A 17,717-nucleotide genomic window follows, 5' to 3' on the forward strand; every position below is an offset into this window, starting at 1 on the left:
TTACTCAGTAAAAAGTTTGCTTGATTATTGTGATAAGTCGTCCGGAGCGGTTACCCCAACAAGTGTACAAAAACTTCCTTAATCACAAATACCATAATTGCAAATCCCAATACACCGAATAATACGAAGGTACCGAATTTTCCTGCGTTGGATTTTTTTGCCAGATCCCACACAATAAAAAACATAAAAATAATCAGCCCACCACCACAAATGTACATAGCCAGGCTTTCAAATTGTTCCATAGTCATTGTCGATGTCGCCTTAAAAATTAGGTAGTTCTGCTGTTAAGAACCCCAGGGTCAGAAATTTACTCAAACCTTAGCAGGTCCCCAGGCAAGAAGGGAAAATCGGGGCGCCATTCTAACGAAAAGCCGGATTCAAGTTTAGCGTTAATGCGGTATTCCGTTGGCTGGAAACAAAAAAGCCACCGTTCTGGTGGCTTTTAAGGGATTTTTACAATTGCGTTATGAGTTCCGGTAACACATCAAACAAGTCGGCAACCAGGCCATAATCCGCCACATCAAAAATCGGCGCGTCCGGGTCTTTGTTGATGGCGACCACTACGCGCGATTCACTCATCCCCGCCAAATGCTGCACAGCACCGGAAATCCCCACCGCGATGTACAACTCAGGTGCAATAACCTTACCGGTTTGCCCGACTTGCATATCGTTAGCGACAAAACCGGCATCTACCGCTGCACGGGAGGCACCAACAGCCGCACCCAGTTTATCGGCGAGACGATACAACAAATTGAAATTATCGCGATTCAGTAATCCCCTCCCCCCCGCAACCACCACACGGGCGGCCGTCAGCTCTGGCCGTTCCAATGCAACGGTTTCCTCGCTGACCAGGCGGCTCTGGCACTGGCCAGCAGGGCCAGGCACAACTACTTTGCGCGCAGTTCCCCGACCCGGCGCAACGGCATTAAACGCACTGGTGCGAATACCCAGCAATTTTTGAGTTTGTTCGGTGTACACACTGGCAATCGCACTGCCCGCATAAATTGGGCGCTGGAAACGATGCGGGCTATCAATAGCGGTTACGTCGGTGATTGGCTGGTTATCCAGTAAAGCCGCCAGACGAGGGAGAAGGTTTTTGCCAAATGAATTGGAAGCGATAAACACATAGCCATAAGAGGAGGCCAGACTCGCCAACCACGGAGCCAGGGTTTCGGCTTGAACATCCGGTAATGAATCCGGCCACATAACCTGCGCTACATCCGGCATGGCCACGGCTGCATCGATTTGCATCGGGCTATTGGTGCATAGCACCAGATCGCACTCCAGCGGTAGATGCTGACGCAACGCAGTAACAGCGCCCAACACCCTGGCATTGGCGGTACCCAAACCACTTTCAGCTGGCTCCAGAACGACTAATACCTTGGCGTTATTCATAAAACGCGCGCCTCCGTGCGGAGTTTTTCCAGCAATTCAGTGACGGACTGAACCTTAACGCCCGCCGGACGTGACCTGGGGATCGCCAAAGATTCAGTAATCACGCGCAATTCCATGTCTATACCCAGCTCGGCTGGAGTCAGTGTACGGAGCGGTTTTTGGCGAGCTTTGATGATATTCGGCATAGTAGGGAAACGCGGCTGGTTCAAGCGCAAGTCGGTTGTAATAACTGCCGGTAGACTTAACGCCAGGGTTTGCAGCCCACCATCCAGTTCGCGCGTCACATGAACTTCATCACCCATGGGATTGATTTTAGAGGCAAAGGTCCCCTGGGGATAATTACATAATGCGGCCAGCATCTGGCCTGTTTGATTGTTGTCACCATCAATAGATTGCTTACCCAGCAGAATCAACCCCGGCCCTTCTTGTATCACAACGGCCCTTAACAGCTTGGCAATCGATAAGGGCTCCAGAGGTTCATCAGTATTGATATGGATGGCCCTGTCGGCACCCAGTGCCAAGGCTGCACGCAGTTGTTCCTGGACAACGGCTGGCCCCACACTGACCACCAGGATTTCCGAAGCAAAACCCTGCTCTTTCAACCGTATGGCTGCTTCGACAGCGATTTCACAAAAGGGATTTATGGACATTTTGGCAGCGGCAAGATCCATTCCGCTACCATCAGCAAAAGGGCGCACGCGGACACCAGGATCCACTACACGCTTGATAGCAACTAATATTTTCAAAACTCATTCCTTGTAATAGCAGGTATGCTCCCTGCTCATTATTCAAAAAGTAGATGTAAACAACAGCAGCGACAATGTGTCGTTACCGAATTATAACCAGCCAATAGCAATTTCGCTGCAATTCAAATGCACAACTGGACGCCAGCGACTGGTTCGCGCACAATTTGCGCCCTTTATTTAGCCTTATTCGTTCATGTTTGCGGAATTGTCTTATGCGTATCACTAAAGTTACCACTATTGCTATCCTCTGCTTGTTTCTTAGCGCGTGCGTATCATCGCTCCTGATAGGCAATCAACTTCAGAGCAAACTTATGTGGTCATTTTTAAAACCCCTGGTCGGGTTTGACCCTAATGAGGTAAATCTCTTTGAAACCCCTATGGTTAAAGACCGTATGACCAAACTATTGGGCGATAAATACGAACCGACCATGAAGCTTTTGCGCACAGCGCAAACGATCCAGCAAGAAGGTGCCCTGTTTTATGTCGCATCACGCTATGCTCCCGCGCAAGTACAAGCGATTACCGATAAAGCAGGAATGATCTGGAACGCCGACACCAACCAAATGGCAGTTATGCTCATTAAAGATGGCACACCGCAAATTTTCTCGGAGCAAATAGAAGGCGCTAAAGAAAAAATCACTCCGACACTCCCTAAAGAATTACAAACCGCCTATGACAAAGCACAGGCACTCAAAGAAACATTGAACGAAAAGCAAAAAGCCCTGGAGGATGCACAGAAAATTATTGAGAATCCGCTGGAAGCAACCGGTGAAGCCGTTAAACAGAAAATAGATTCCAATGCCCGGCAGCTCCAGGATGAAACAAAACAAAAAATGACTGACAAAATCGAAAGCGTTACACCACCACTTATCGACCAGGAACAATTGGAGCTTGATGAAGCACTTAAAAAAGAAGCCAATGAGTATAAGGAGAAAAAATAACCGGTAATCAATTATTAACCAATCATGCAGCAATGTTGCTGCATGATTTCGTTCGGCTTGTTTTGTAAAAAACTGCTTCCCTCCCCTGCCAGTACCAGATATAACACCAGTATTTCCCCTGAATCACCAGAATAGGAAAGCACCGTGGAATTTGCACTGGAAACGCTTCTGTTTTTATTTTTTGCTGCGGCTATTGCCGGTTTCCTGGACACACTTGCCGGCGGCGGTGGACTTATTACTGTTCCCGCACTAGTGGTGGCTGGCGTTCCGCCATTGGCAGCATTAGGTACTAATAAATTACAAAGCTCGATTGGTTCCGGTACCGCCAGTTTTTTATTGTTTAAACGCAAAAAAATTCTATGGCCGGAAATCAAGGCACTCATGCTAATGGCATTTATCGGATCGATTATTGGCAGCGTGCTGGTGCAATTTATTAATACCAAAGCGTTGGGTTTTATTATTCCGTTGGTGTTAATTATTATTGCTGCCTATTTTATGACTGCACCTTATCTGAATTTGGAAACGGATAAGCCACGTATTTCTGACAGAACCTATAAAAATATTGTTGTTCCGGTTATAGGTGCGTATGACGGAATGTTTGGTCCGGGTACCGGATCATTTTTAGCAGTATCGGGTGTAAGCTTGCGTGCACTGGAATTAATCAAGGCAACTGCTACAGCAAAACCATTAAATTTTGCGACGAATATTGCATCGTTACTGGTTTTTATCGTTGCAGGAAAAGTTATGTGGGTTGCCGGGTTTGCAATGATGGCTGGCCAAATGCTGGGGGCATGGCTAGGATCTCACTATTTGTTCAAGGTCAATCCTAAAATCCTCAGGATACTGATTGTTACAATGTGTTTAATTATGCTGGGGCAATATGGATACAATCAGTTCGCTTGATAACACCAATAATGTTGCATAGGGCCTGGCATCGTGAACTTACGTGTATCCATATTATTAAGCTTGCTCATTACCAGCTTGAATGCCTGCGTTGTCGTTCCCAAAAAAGTGGCGAGCTACGACGAGAAATGCAAAGTGGCAGTACAAAAAATTACCCTTGACCTTGCACCGGTGGAAAGCGATACCGACTGGCATTGTACCAATGAGAATTGTGCTTGGGATGTCTCGTCTGAAATTTTCAATGCAGTGTTGACTACCACTACCAGTGCCGTAGTATCCGGTTCAGTAGCATTAGCGGGTAACACGCTCTATTGGCTGGAAAGCAACGGGGATTGCCCGAGTGGGAGTTCAGCGGGAAATTCACCGCCGGAAAAACGCTCACCACTCCGGCAACAGGAAAATTCCAATGACCCTTACCTGATTCAGGAAGAAATTATTACGGCTGGATCCTGATTTTATTATTTACGTCCCGGTTCTCCGCAATTGGCCGCTGTTCGACCACCGCCCTGCCCGACTTACTCATCCGGTCATAAAGTACAACGTGAACAGTCGCGGCTAAATTCATACAACCGATAGTCGGGATATACACGACGTGGTCACAGCGCTCCAGGATTTCTTTTTTTAACGAACCATCTTCCGGCCCGAAAATATAATACGCCTGTTCAGGATGCGTAAAATCCATTAACGGCACCGCGCCTTCAATCAACTCGATAGCAACCAATGCGGCACACGCAACCGGTGCATCTGGTAAATTTTCGACGTGCGTTAACGGAATTTTGCTTTGGGCATTTTTGGTATCCGTTGCAAATTTGCGCGCGCGATCAAAACGCACACCCGAATAAAAAACGGCATCGGCTTCATAACATCCCGCTGCGCGCATCACCATACCAACGTTGGTCGGACTTTTGGGATTAACCAAACCAATGTACGCGTGCGGCTTTTGTAACTCTTCATGATTCATCGAATAACCTGTTAAGAAAGACGTTGCTTGAAATCGTTGTAACCAAATTCGCGAATAACGTCCAAATCATCAGTACGCGAATCCCACAGGGCAATTGCGGGCAAATTGATGCCGTTAAAGGTCGTGGTTTTTACCATGGTGTAGTGAGCCATATCATCAAACACCAAGCGCTGGCCAACTTGCAATGGTTGTGCGAACGAATAATCACCAATGACATCACCGGCCAGGCAAGTCATACCTCCCAACCGGTAGGTATAGGGTAATTCATCGGGTAACCCTGCCTGCAAAATATCCGCGCGATAAGGCATTTCCAGCACGTCCGGCATATGGCAAGTAGCGGATGTATCCAGAATCGCCTGCGCTACGGTATTCCAGGTAATGTCCAACACTTCAGTAACGAGCACACCGCTGCGAATTGCCACCGCCTCACCGGGCTCCAGATAAACTTGTAAATTATATTCCCGTTGAAAAGAGTTAATCGTTTCAATTAACTCATCAACCTGATAATCCTCGCGGCTGATATGGTGGCCGCCGCCAAAATTAATCCATTGGATACGCTCAAAATATTTTCCGAATTTTTCTTTTACGGCGGTTAATGTGCGCTGCAGTGGCGGCAAATCCTGTTGACACAGAGTATGAAAATGTAAACCGCTGATACCATGCAATAAAGCAGGATCTTCACGTAATGCCTGCTCAAATTGTGCAAGAGGCACACCCATACGTGAACAGGGCGCACATGGGTCATACAGTGCAACCTCGCCTTCAGAATGCTCGGGATTGATACGAATACCAAATTGCAGCCCGGGACGATTTTGTTGTGCATTTAATGCTAATGATTTAAAGCGTGACCATTGGGAAAATGAATTGAACAATACATGATCCGCAATTTTTAAGATTTCAATTAAATCTGATTCTTTATAAGCAGCAGAATAACAATGCACCTCCCCACCGAATTCTTCTCGCCCCAGCCGGGCTTCGTGTAAACCACTAGCGCAAGTTCCGGAAAGGTATTGGCGAAACAAAGGTGCAAGATTCCAGCAGGAAAACGCTTTTAGTGCGGCCAATATTTTTGCACCACTCTCCCGCTGGACACGGTTGAGGATTTTTAAATTATCTTCCACTGCCGCTTTGTCGATGACAAAGCATGGTGATGGCACACGAGTGGGATCAAACTGATTGAAGTATTCACGCTTAATCATTTAAATAACCAGGTAAGTTGCGCGGCGCAGGTAGTCATGCGCAACGTTTCTATAAATTCGAGCAAAAAATTTATTTACATAGTTGTGTTGGGCATGGCTGCCCAACCTACGACTGGGTTGGATTGCATGTTGCGGTTCGCATGCTCACCAGCAACCAGCAACCAGCAACCAGCAACCAGCAACCAGCGTTGTGAAATTAATCCTGCATTACGCTTGGATCAATATTCACCACCTGCCATGGCAAACCGTATTTATTGAGGTCATCCATAAATGGATCAGGATCATGTTGTTCCATATTCCATACGCCCGGTTTTTTCCATTTTCCTTCCAGGATCATTTTTGCACCAATCATTGCCGGCACACCCGTGGTATAGGAAATCGCCTGGGATTTTACTTCGCGATAACATTCCTGGTGATCACAAACGTTATACACAAACATCGCTTTTGGTTGGCCATCTTTTACACCTCGCACCAAACAGCCAATACAGGTTTTACCTTTGGTTAAGGGGCCAAGGCTGGCAGGATCAGGCAACAACGCCTTTAAAAATTGCAGCGGCACTATTTCGCGACCCTCAAACATAATCGGCTCGATGCCCGTCATACCGACATTGCCCAACACTTCCAGATGCTTCAAATAATTATCCGAAAACGTCATCCAGAAACGCGCGCGCTTGATTTCAGGAAAATGTTTTACGATGGACTCCAACTCTTCGTGGTACATCATGTAAATTTTCTTCGGGCCAATGTCTGCCGGAAAATCAAAAACCTGGTTAACCGATAATGGAGAGGTTTCTACCCAATCACCATTTTCCCAATAACGGCCATTCGCAGTCACTTCGCGGATATTAATTTCCGGATTGAAGTTGGTTGCAAATGGCAAGCCGTGATCGCCGGCATTGCAATCGATAATATCCAGATAATGGATTTCATCGAAATAATGTTTTTTTAAATAAGCGGTGTACACGTTAGTAACACCCGGATCAAAACCGGAACCGAGCAATGCAGTAATACCTGCATTTTTAAATTTATCCTGGTAAGCCCATTGCCACGAGTATTCAAATTTGGCGGTATCGAGCGGTTCATAATTAGCAGTGTCCAGATAATCAACACCAGTTTCCAAACAGGCATCCATGATATGTAGATCCTGATATGGTAATGCAACGTTAATCACCAGATCCGGCTTTTCAGCGTTAATTAATGCAACTAATTCATGCACATTATCCGCATCAACCCGAGCAGTTTTGATCGGGCGATTTAATTGTGCTGCTATCGCTTTGCATTTGGACTCGGTGCGACTCGCCAATACAATTTCTGAAAAAATTCCAGGCAACTGTGCACATTTATGCACCACCACACCACTCACACCACCAGCCCCAATAATTAACACTTTTGCCATTATCACTTTCTCCAACGCTGCATACTTATTGCTTAAAAAAAATAAAAACATCCGGGCACAATTTCTGCGCCCGGGAAATATCAATTCAACAAGATTATTTCTCGAAATAGGTATAACCGCGTAAACCTTCCGAGTATGCCGCTAGCATTTGCTGGCGATCAGCCACACTGATTATGCTATCGCGCACTGCCTGCTCAGCAGTTTCGCGAAATTGCTGATAGAGCGCTGCAGGATCATATTCAACATAACTCAATACATCAGCAATGCTATCGCCCTGCAGCTCGTGCACAAAATCAAGGCTAGCATCAGCATTGATACGCACACTCGCAACGTTAGTATCGCCAAATAAATTATGCAGATCGCCCAGGGTTTCCTGGTACGCGCCGACCAGAAAAACCCCCAGATAATATTCTTCACCAGCTTTTATAGGATGCAAAGGTAATGTTGAAGATTCTCCCGTTGGCGTTGCGAATTTTTGCAGCTTACCATCACAGTCGCACGTGAGGTCTGCAATAATTGCCTGGCGTGTTGGTTCTTCAGTCAAGCGGTGAATAGGCATCACCGGAAATACTTGTCCAATTGCCCAGGAATCCGGCAATGATTGGAATACACTGAAATTGCCATAATAAATATCTGCCAATAATTGTGAGAGTGTTTCCAGTTCTGCAGGAACCCGTTTCATTTCTGGCAAGAGTGCCGCAATTTTTTGCAACGCAGCCAGATAAATATTTTCACTCAACACACGATGACGCAAATTGATATCGCCCGAATTAAACAAATCGCGGATTTTATCGCGATAGTAGATAGCGTCGTTATAGGACTCTTGCAGATTATTAACACTGATTTCAGCCAAGGATTGCCACAAATTTTGAATCATTTCATGGCAGGGATGCGGCAAAATATCCGGCAAGGTTGTCGGTTCAAATTGGGTCACATCAAGAATATTAAATAACAGTATTGCTGTATGTGCGACAGTCGCCCGCCCTGATTCAGTAACAATCGTTGGGTGTGGTATGTGATGTTTATCCAGGCTTTCCTGAATAGCTTCAACGACGTCGATACAATATTCCTGCACCGAATAGTTGCGGCTATGCCCGTTGGTGCTGCAAGTGCCGTCATAATCAATGGCAAGCCCACCCCCCAGATCGAGGTATTGCAAAGGTGCGCCCTCACCCACTAATTCAATGTAGTAGCGGCAGGCTTCCAATACGCCAGCACGAATGCTGCGAATATTAGGAATTTGTGATCCGAGGTGAAAGTGTAATAATTGGAAACAATGTAATAAATTTGCTTCGCGCAATGTGTCAATCACCGTAACCAGTTCATTGGTATTCAAACCAAACAAACTGCGGTCACCGCTATCTGCACTCCAATGCCCTTCAACTTTAGTTGATAGTTTCAGGCGCACACCAATAAGCGGTTCAATGTCCAATGCACGGCTGCGCTCTATGACAGACTGCAACTCACTCAATGTCTCCAAAACAAAAAAACATTTAAAACCCAATTTGCGCGATTGCAAACCGAGGCTAATAAATTCAGCATCCTTGTAGCCATTACAAATAATTAAACTCTCGCGATTGGTAATCGTTGCGAGTGCAATCATTAATTCGGCTTTACTACCAGCCTCCAAACCATGATTGTAACGCTCACCAAAACGGGCGATTTCGGCAACCACATGGCTTTGCTGATTCACTTTGATAGGAAACACACCGCGATATTGTCCGCGATAACCGGAAGATTCCATCGCCTGGGAAAAAGAATCATTGAGAATGCTGATGCGAGTATCAACAAGATTCTCAAGCCGTAACAACACAGGCATTTGCAAACCGCGCTGCTGTAAGCCATCCACAATATGCATCAGGGAAACACAGGCATCACCGTTCGCAGCGGGTACACAGACAGTTACCTCACCAGCGTCAGATACACCAAAATAGTTGCTGCTCCATTCATCAATACCATACAACTCAGCTGATTTACGTGCTGACCAATTGTTTTCCGGTTGTTGTGCAGGAATATTCATACAGGCTCCTTGGAACGCTGGCAATTCCGAATATGGATGGCAATTGCCGTTGTAAAATCAAAAAATGGCGCGCAATTTTCCACATTTTTGATGAAAAATAAAGGCACACGGCGCGCATGTGCGATTTTCAGACAATTTTTATGCATAAAAATGCGGCTTTCGCTATTTGACCCCCGCTTTTACTGATACGTTCTCTGTGAGATAGCGAATCAATACCCCCATGTTCCGAATGTAGGCTCCAGTTGAAATACCCATAACCGGATTATCCACAGGGTATGGTGACGTATCCCATTTATCCCCTACCATGCTGTTGGCATAGCGACTGTCATTACTCGCGTTTTTGCGTTTTGGCGGCTGGCCAATGTAAGGATTGGTAGTGAAGAAAAGTGGTGTGGGCCAGTAACCGCTAGCATTAAGCTCGCCAATTAATTTACCAACCCTTTTCTCCAATGATTCTTCATCATTTTTTGCACGCTCGGATTGTGCGCGAAAATTTAAATCAGAAAAACTCACTCTCCCCAAGGTAAAATATTCTGGCAATTCCATTCGCACCATTTCACGCAATGGTGAATTCCGGCCCACGTCAATTGTCGGAATTGCTAATACGTCGCGATAGGCTTTGCGTAACTTATCGATCGGAATACTTGCTGCTGATTTGTAATGCGCGAGCATATTCCCAGGGAGATAATCCAAATAATAATTGCCATTGGCAACATTCGAACCGCGACGATGCGTGTAAATCGCCTTGCCAGTTCCTATTTCAATAAATGCCGGATGAGTTCGCCCCTCTATTACAGAAGTGCTAGTCACCTTCAATGACTCAAGCCAATCCAGAGCTTCCGGAATTCGTGCTAGAAATTTACTATCACCAGTCAAGCGATAAAATTTAATAAGCTGCGTAATATTCCTGGCTGTTGTTGGGGTGTGCAAACTACGTGGCTCATAAGAACGCGCAGCGGCTGGTTGTAATTCTATTGTATATTGCAATGCCCACCCTGGCTGCGGTTGGCCTTGTTGGGTAACGATAAAGGTATTCATCGCGCGAATTATCGGTTCTCGTACGCGTGTTTCACCTAACGTTTGATAGCACATTAACAGGAAATCAATATTCTCTATGGCCACGTCGTCATTGAAGGTAATAAACGATGAGTAGTCGGGATGATCCGGATAAGGATGATCGTACATTAATGGAAATCGTTGCGGCCAACCCCCTATCGGATATTGGCTATTTAACACAAAATCAATCGCTTTATTTAATGGGCCACGATATTGTTCATCGCGCTTTTCCATATACAACCGCAATAAAAATTTTGCGGCATCTACAGTACCTGCATCATCAAATGTGGCGTTGCCATAATAATGATGGAATTCTTCCAATCTCCAGGCATGCTTACCAATCGTCGCATACCAATCTTTTAAGGATGTTTCACCGGCATAATCCGCAACATAATTCCACCCGCCACTTGGATGCTGGGCATAAATAATTGCTGTCGCAATTTTTTGCGCGCCTTGATAATAAAACTCATCGCCCGTTGCATGATAGGCGTCCAGCATTAAATGGCCAACGCTTGCGGTGCCCGGTGGTTGTAGCCAGATCATGGTGCGCTTCGCTTCAAGCTCTCCCCATTGGCGAGAAAAATCCGGCAAATAAGACCACACAAAACCACCTTGATAGCTGGCTTTTTCTAACATAAATTCGCTGGCAGTTTTCATGGTGTGAAGTATTTTTTCACGGTCAGGGACATCAGCCAAACAGCCATGAGTTGCAATACAAAAGATATAACAAAGAAATTTTTTGTTGATGAGGGACATAGTTGGTCTCTTTTATTTTTACACTATGAAAATGAACAATTATTATTGCTAATAACAATTCACTAAAAGGACTAACCGAAAGCAGGCCGATTGTTATTTTTATCGAGTTATAGACACATCATAAATGTCAAAAAAGAAGAGTGACATGGGTTTAACATTTTTTAGCGGTGCACTTATCCACCCACCACATGCGGGAAAAGACCTTTAATGCCACCGGCAATAAACTCCACAGCAATCGCCGCCAACAACAACCCCATAACCCGTGTAGACATAACAATACCGCGCTTGCTTAAATGCTGGCGAAACCAGGGTAAGAATTTAAAGCACAGCCACAAAGAGCTACTCACTAGCAATATACATCCGGTAATCGCTACATAATGCAATACAGAATTGGATTGATGCGCATATACAATGACTGCGCTCATTGCTCCGGGGCCAGCTAGTAGCGGCATCGTTAAAGGAACAAGGGCAATGGTTTCATCCTGGGCTGCTTCTATTTCTTCCGGCGTATGCCCACGCGATTTGAGCATCGTCAGCCCCATTAACAATAATATTATTCCGCCTGCACAGCGAAATGCATCTATGCTGATGCCAAAAGCCCAAAGAATCCATTCACCTAATAACAAAGCAACCATCAATGCGGTAAACACCGAAATCACAGTTAAACGTGCCGTTTTAAATTGTTGTTCACGATTCTGGTGAACAGTTAAGGCGATAAATACGGGAATGGCGCCCAGAGGGTCAACAATTGCCAACAGGCCGATGAGGAATTTGGTGTATTCAGTGATTTCGAGCATGGCATAGCTCTTTGGATATTTATGCTTAAGTGTAGGCTAGATTTTAATATTGACCGCTCTCCTCAAAAGGAACTTTTTAATGGTATAAAACCTCATAAACTGCTTGTAGCTACAGCGAAAACGCATTGAAGGATGTGAGGACTATGTCAATAAAAGCCCATTTACAGCATTGGCTGGATCGGATCGGATTGGAACATAACGAACAGGCTTATATGATCGCTGTGCTTCTAATCATCCTGCTCACGTCATTAGTAACCCATTGGTTGTTACATCGTGTGATATTGCGTTTTTTGCGCATTAGTGCAAAAACGTCCCGACACCCTTGGGCCCAGTCGCTATATCGGCGAAAACTTTTTACGCGCCTGGCACTCACCTTACAAGGTTTTCTTATTTTCGCATTAGCGCGCTTTTTTCTGGAAAAAGATGCCCCGGAACTGCCCGTGTTCGAAATGCTGACTTATTTATGGGTATTGTTATTCGGGCTGCTTGCATTTTTTTCGCTGTTGGACACGCTAGAAGATATTACTGCAACAACCGAAACCGGACGGCGATTCCCTCTGCGTGGTTTATTCCAAAGTTTCAAATTAATTGGATTTATTGTTGTACTCATATTCTCCATTTCATTACTGATCGGGAAATCGCCCGTTATTTTATTCAGCGGCCTTGGTGCCATGACTGCCATTTTATTATTGGTATTTAAAGATCCCATACTCGGGCTGGTTGCCGGTATCCAGTTATCAGCCAATAAAATGCTGCGGTTGGGTGATTGGGTAGAAATGCCCAAATACGGTGCCGACGGGGAAGTGACGGATATCAATTTAACAACGGTAAAAGTACGCAATTGGGATAAAACCATAACCACAATTCCGACCTACGCGTTAATTTCAGATTCGTTTAAAAACTGGCGCGGTATGTCGGAATCCGGTGGTCGCCGTATTAAGCGAGCAATCCATATTGATGCAACCAGTGTGCGCTTTCTTAATGGTGAGGATATTATCCGTTTACGCAAGGCACAGTTACTCAGTGGTTATATAGAACAAAAGCTGACTGAAATCGATCAACACAATAGAGAAAAAAATATTGATATTGGTTCAATAACCAATGGTCGTCGATTAACAAATCTGGGCACTTTCCGTGCGTACCTGACGGCATACCTGAAAGCCAATCAATACATCCACCAGGATATGACTCACATGGTGCGACATTTAAGCCCGGGGGCGGAGGGAATCCCCATAGAAATTTATGCATTCACCAACAACACAGCCTGGCTCGCTTATGAAAATATCCAGGCCGATATTTTTGACCATGTTTTTGCTGTGTTACCGGAATTTGATTTGCGTGCTTATCAGTCACCTACCGGATATGACATTCAAGCGGTCGGCTTGGGTTTGCAAACAGCGTTAACCGGTTTCTCCAAACAGGAAAATAATCTTCATAAAAGGGATTAATGAAGACGAAGTTTACATTTTAATAAAATGTGATTGTTATTCATTTCTCGATTGGGTGCGCTATTTATCCTCCCAAACCATAGCACACACATTTCATTATTTACGCTGGACTATTGTCACGTCTGAACGTGGCTTCCGAACCAGAAGCGTGCCGCATCTAACACGAAAATAAACATTCGGATGTCGATGAACTGTGCGGCTGCACAATTAAATTTGGCAAAAAACCGAAGTGGTGGGGAATATATAAATTAATGTGATTGGATATTTAATTGAAGAGTTTTTTGAAATGCGGTTATAGAGCAATCATCTTATCCTGAGCCTTCATTGATGAAAATGTTTGGATTTTGCTGGCAACTGGAACAATAAAAAAGGCGATCCGAAGATCGCCTTTCTCGAAAAAACCGTTGGGTAAAATTAATTACCAGCCAGTGATTTCTTTCAGTGCTTTACCAATGTCGGCCAGGCTCTTAACAGTTTTCACGCCAGCATCTTCCAATGCAGCAAATTTCTCATCAGCAGTACCTTTACCGCCAGAAATAATCGCACCGGCGTGACCCATGCGCTTACCGGCAGGTGCAGTTACACCAGCGATGTACGACACAACCGGCTTGGTCACGTTAGCTTTGATGAACGCAGCAGCTTCTTCTTCCGCAGAACCGCCAATCTCACCGATCATTACGATCGCTTCGGTTTGTGGGTCAGCCTGGAACAGCTTCAGGATGTCGATGAAGTTGGAGCCCGGGATTGGATCACCACCAATACCTACGCAAGTAGATTGGCCGAAACCGTAGTCAGTCGTTTGCTTCACAGCTTCATAAGTCAAAGTACCTGAACGTGAAACGATACCTACTTTACCTGGTTTGTGGATGTGGCCTGGCATGATGCCGATTTTGCACTCGCCCGGAGTGATAACGCCCGGGCAGTTAGGGCCAATCAAACGCACGCCCAATTCGTCACACTTCACTTTTGCGTCAAGCATATCGAGAGTCGGGATACCTTCGGTAATACACACGATCAACTTGATGCCGCCGTTAGCCGCTTCAAGGATTGAGTCTTTACAGAAAGGAGCCGGAACGTAGATTACCGATGCATCAGCACCGGTTGCAGCAACTGCTTCAGCAACAGTGTTGAACACTGGCAAGCCGAGGTGAGTTTGACCACCCTTACCTGGAGTTACACCACCAACCATTTTGGTGCCGTAAGCAATCGCTTGTTCAGAATGGAAAGTACCTTGCGCACCGGTGAAACCCTGGCAAATTACTTTGGTGTCTTTGTTAATTAAAACGCTCATGTTCTTCGCCCCTTATTGATTCGCAGCAGCTGCAACAACTTTCTTGGCAGCGCCAGTCAAGTCGGTATCGGCAATGATGTTCAGGCCGCTTTCGCCCAACACTTTTGCACCCAATTCAGCATTGTTACCTTGCAAACGAACAACAACAGGTACTTTCACGCCTACCTCTTTAACCGCACCGATTACGCCTTCTGCGATCATGTCGCAACGTACGATACCGCCGAAGATGTTGATGAAAACGGCTTTAACCGCGTCATCAGACAAAATGATTTTGAACGCTTCAACGACGCGCTCTTTGGTCGCACCACCGCCTACGTCGAGGAAGTTAGCGGGTTGGCCGCCGTGCAATTTAACGATGTCCATGGTACCCATCGCCAAACCAGCGCCGTTAACCATACAACCGATATCACCACCGAGTGCAACGTAGTTCAATTCCCACGCCGCAGCATGAGCTTCACGCGCATCTTCTTGTGATGGATCTTGCATTGCTTTCAATTCCGGATGACGGTACAGCGCATTGCCGTCGATTACCAATTTCGCATCCAGGCAGTGCAAGTTATCTTCCGGAGTAATTACCAGTGGGTTAACTTCCAACAGCGCCAAATCTTTCTCTTTGAAGAGTTTGGCAAGGCCGAGGAAAATATTAACGAATTGGTTGATTTGCTTACCTTCCAAACCGAGTTTGAACGCCAGATCGCGGCCCTGGAATGGCTGAGCGCCAACCAGCGGATCTACCGCAACTTTAAGGATTTTTTCTGGAGTGTCGTGCGCAACTTTCTCGATTTCTACACCACCTTCGGTAGAAGCCATGAATACGATGCGACGTGAGGAGCGATCTACCACTGCACCCAAATACAATTCTTTGGCGATATCGGTGCAAGTCTCAACAAGGATACGGCTTACCGGCTGACCCTTTTCATCTGTCTGATAGGTCACCAGATTCTTGCCCAACCACTTTTCAGCGAAGGCTTTGATTTCGTCTTTGGATTTAACCAGTTTTACGCCGCCCGCTTTACCGCGGCCACCGGCGTGAACCTGGGCTTTAACGACGAACATATCGCCGCCGATTTGATCCGCAGCAGCAACAGCTTCTTCAACAGTCGCAGCAGCAATGCCTTTAGACACAGGCAAACCATATTGGGCAAACAGTTGCTTACCCTGATACTCGTGCAAATTCATGGTGTAGTTCCATTTGACGATGGTTGGATTAGCGTTTTAGTACACAGTCCAACTTGGGTTATCGATGGAGGCAAACCTTATGAGTTTGCCCCCGCCTAAAAAACGAGGACTCTATGGTTCTCTTAACGCTTCTTCTTATTGGCGATGTGGATGGCATGGCCATGCACCGCCAGGGCTGCTTCGTGGATTGCTTCAGACAGGGTTGGGTGACCGAACACCATCATGCCCAGATCTTCCGCACTCGAACCGAATTCCATTGCAATTGCCACTTGTTGAACCAGATCTGCTGCGCTTGGGCCAACAATGTGGGCGCCGAGGATGCGATCAGTTACCGCGTGGGCAATAATTTTTACCAAACCGTGACTTTCATTCGCCGCCATAGCGCGGCCGGAAGCAGCAAATGGGAAAGTACCTACATTGTACGGTTCGCCAGACGCTTTAACTTGCTCTTCAGTTTTACCAACCGCGGCAACTTCGGGGTGGGTATAAATTACGTTGGGGATGATATCGTAATTAATTTGCGATTTCTGGCCAGCGATACGCTCAGCGACCATCACACCTTCTTCCGAACCTTTGTGCGCGAGCATCGGGCCACGCACTACGTCACCAATTGCCCAAACACCGGGTGCGTTGGTTTCACAGTGTTCATTTACAAAAATAAAACCACGTTCATCCAGATTCACGCCGCTATCAGCAGCCAATAAATTTTCAGTGAACGGACGACGGCCAACACAAACAATCAATTTATCGAAAGTTTCTTGTTGTTCTTTGCCATCTTTATCCAGGTAAGTCACAGTTACTTCTTTACCATTGACCTTGGTACCGGTAACGCGTGAACTGGTGCGGATATCCAAACCTTGCTTGGTCAGGATTTTTTGTGTTTCTTTGGCAATTTGCTGGTCCATGATGGCGAGGAAGCTATCGAGCGCCTCCAGCACAACCACTTTTGAACCTACACGATTCCATACAGAACCCAATTCCAAACCAATAACGCCAGCGCCGATCACACCCAGGCGTTTTGGCACTTCCGAAAATTCCAACGCGCCGGTTGAGTTAACAATTACATCGTTATCAACGGGAGCAACCGGGATATTAATCGGATTTGAACCTGAAGCCAGGATCACATGATTGGCTTCCAGTACTGATACCTTGCCGTCAAAGTCAGTCACTTCAACTTTTTTGCCAGCCAATAACTTTCCTGTACCAAAAATACTGGTAACACCGTTGGCTTTGAACAGACCTGCAATACCACCCGTTAAATTTTTGATGATCTGGTTTTTACGCGCGATCATGGAAGGAACATTGATTTCTACGCCTTGGGTAGTGATGCCGTGAACAGCAAAATCTTCTTTGGCTTCGTGGTATTTGTAGGAGCTATCGAGCAAGGCTTTGGAAGGAATACAACCGACATTCAAGCAAGTACCACCGTTAACGCCCTTGCCTTCCTCATTGCGCCATTTTTCGATACACGCAGTTTTCAGGCCCAGTTGCGCTGCACGGATAGCGGCAACATATCCCGCCGGGCCGGAACCTATAACGACCACATCAAATTTTTCAGACATAACAATGTTCCTAAATTATTAACTGTCGGCTACAACCTTGTGAGCAGTAGCCCTTTACATAAAAACG

16 protein-coding genes are annotated in these 17,717 nt (G+C 45.9%); 4 read left to right on the top strand and 12 right to left on the bottom strand.

Translation table 11 applies throughout. The features are described from left to right. Positions 1-50 precede the first annotated feature (50 nt). The 3 genes from A596_RS10025 to A596_RS10035 form a co-directional block, all read right to left on the bottom strand. Positions 51-248: a DUF2788 domain-containing protein gene (locus tag A596_RS10025; protein WP_039914097.1), complete on the bottom strand. Its 198-nt coding sequence runs from the start codon at positions 246-248 to the stop codon at positions 51-53. Between the two features lie 205 nt (positions 249-453). Then, the gene (locus A596_RS10030; protein WP_052417378.1) at positions 454-1,395 is read right to left on the bottom strand and encodes an FAD-binding protein; all 942 of its coding nucleotides are present in this window, start codon (positions 1,393-1,395) and stop codon (positions 454-456) included. After that, positions 1,392-2,141 (bottom strand): electron transfer flavoprotein subunit beta/FixA family protein, encoded by a 750-nt coding sequence (locus A596_RS10035; RefSeq protein WP_039914100.1) that lies wholly within the window; start codon positions 2,139-2,141, stop codon positions 1,392-1,394. Before A596_RS10035 ends, A596_RS10030 begins: the two co-directional genes overlap by 4 nt. Positions 2,142-2,452: 311 nt before the next feature. On the opposite strand from A596_RS10035, the gene A596_RS10040 reads away from it, so the two are divergent. From A596_RS10040 to A596_RS10050, 3 genes are all read left to right on the top strand, one after another. After that, positions 2,453-3,082, top strand: a complete 630-nt coding sequence (locus tag A596_RS10040) for a hypothetical protein (protein ID WP_235425666.1) — start codon at positions 2,453-2,455, stop codon at positions 3,080-3,082. A gap of 144 nt (positions 3,083-3,226) precedes the next feature. Beyond that, positions 3,227-3,985: a TSUP family transporter gene (locus A596_RS10045; RefSeq protein ID WP_039914103.1), complete on the top strand. Its 759-nt coding sequence runs from the start codon at positions 3,227-3,229 to the stop codon at positions 3,983-3,985. A gap of 33 nt (positions 3,986-4,018) precedes the next feature. Beyond that, positions 4,019-4,438 (top strand): hypothetical protein, encoded by a 420-nt coding sequence (locus A596_RS10050; protein ID WP_039914104.1) that lies wholly within the window; start codon positions 4,019-4,021, stop codon positions 4,436-4,438. Here A596_RS10050 and A596_RS10055 read toward each other — a convergent pair. The 6 genes from A596_RS10055 to A596_RS10080 form a co-directional block, all read right to left on the bottom strand. Then, complete coding sequence (locus A596_RS10055; RefSeq protein WP_039914106.1) at positions 4,422-4,946, bottom strand: RNA methyltransferase; 525 nt, start codon at positions 4,944-4,946, stop codon at positions 4,422-4,424. The two genes, A596_RS10050 and A596_RS10055, sit on opposite strands and share 17 nt — an antisense overlap. Positions 4,947-4,957: 11 nt before the next feature. Next, entirely contained in the window at positions 4,958-6,145 is a 1,188-nt protein-coding gene (nspC, locus tag A596_RS10060; RefSeq protein ID WP_200882890.1) for a carboxynorspermidine decarboxylase, read from the bottom strand. A gap of 196 nt (positions 6,146-6,341) precedes the next feature. After that, a complete protein-coding gene (locus A596_RS10065; RefSeq protein WP_039914614.1) occupies positions 6,342-7,541 on the bottom strand; it encodes a saccharopine dehydrogenase family protein in 1,200 nt (399 codons plus the stop codon). Positions 7,542-7,635: 94 nt separating this feature from the next. Continuing rightward, complete coding sequence (gene speA, locus A596_RS10070; protein WP_039914108.1) at positions 7,636-9,561, bottom strand: biosynthetic arginine decarboxylase; 1,926 nt, start codon at positions 9,559-9,561, stop codon at positions 7,636-7,638. Positions 9,562-9,723: 162 nt separating this feature from the next. Further along, on the bottom strand, positions 9,724-11,373 hold the full coding sequence (locus A596_RS10075; RefSeq protein ID WP_052417379.1) for a pectate lyase: 1,650 nt from the start codon (positions 11,371-11,373) through the stop codon (positions 9,724-9,726). Between the two features lie 173 nt (positions 11,374-11,546). Continuing rightward, the gene (locus A596_RS10080; RefSeq protein ID WP_039914110.1) at positions 11,547-12,170 is read right to left on the bottom strand and encodes a MarC family protein; all 624 of its coding nucleotides are present in this window, start codon (positions 12,168-12,170) and stop codon (positions 11,547-11,549) included. Between the two features lie 143 nt (positions 12,171-12,313). Between A596_RS10080 and A596_RS10085 the strand changes: the two genes are divergently transcribed. Continuing rightward, a complete protein-coding gene (locus tag A596_RS10085; protein WP_039914111.1) occupies positions 12,314-13,618 on the top strand; it encodes a mechanosensitive ion channel family protein in 1,305 nt (434 codons plus the stop codon). Positions 13,619-14,036: 418 nt separating this feature from the next. On the opposite strand, the gene sucD is transcribed toward A596_RS10085, so the two are convergent. The 3 genes from sucD to lpdA all read right to left on the bottom strand — a co-directional run bounded on the left by sucD (position 14,037) and on the right by lpdA (position 17,650). Further along, complete coding sequence (sucD, locus tag A596_RS10090; protein ID WP_039914112.1) at positions 14,037-14,909, bottom strand: succinate--CoA ligase subunit alpha; 873 nt, start codon at positions 14,907-14,909, stop codon at positions 14,037-14,039. 12 nt (positions 14,910-14,921) lie between these two features. Then, positions 14,922-16,088, bottom strand: a complete 1,167-nt coding sequence (gene sucC / locus A596_RS10095; RefSeq protein ID WP_039914113.1) for an ADP-forming succinate--CoA ligase subunit beta — start codon at positions 16,086-16,088, stop codon at positions 14,922-14,924. 122 nt (positions 16,089-16,210) lie between these two features. After that, complete coding sequence (lpdA, locus tag A596_RS10100; RefSeq protein WP_039914115.1) at positions 16,211-17,650, bottom strand: dihydrolipoyl dehydrogenase; 1,440 nt, start codon at positions 17,648-17,650, stop codon at positions 16,211-16,213. Positions 17,651-17,717 lie beyond the last annotated feature (67 nt).

Origin of the sequence: Cellvibrio mixtus subsp. mixtus J3-8 (genome assembly GCF_000766945.1) — a bacterium.
GTDB lineage: Bacteria > Pseudomonadota > Gammaproteobacteria > Pseudomonadales > Cellvibrionaceae > Cellvibrio > Cellvibrio mixtus_A.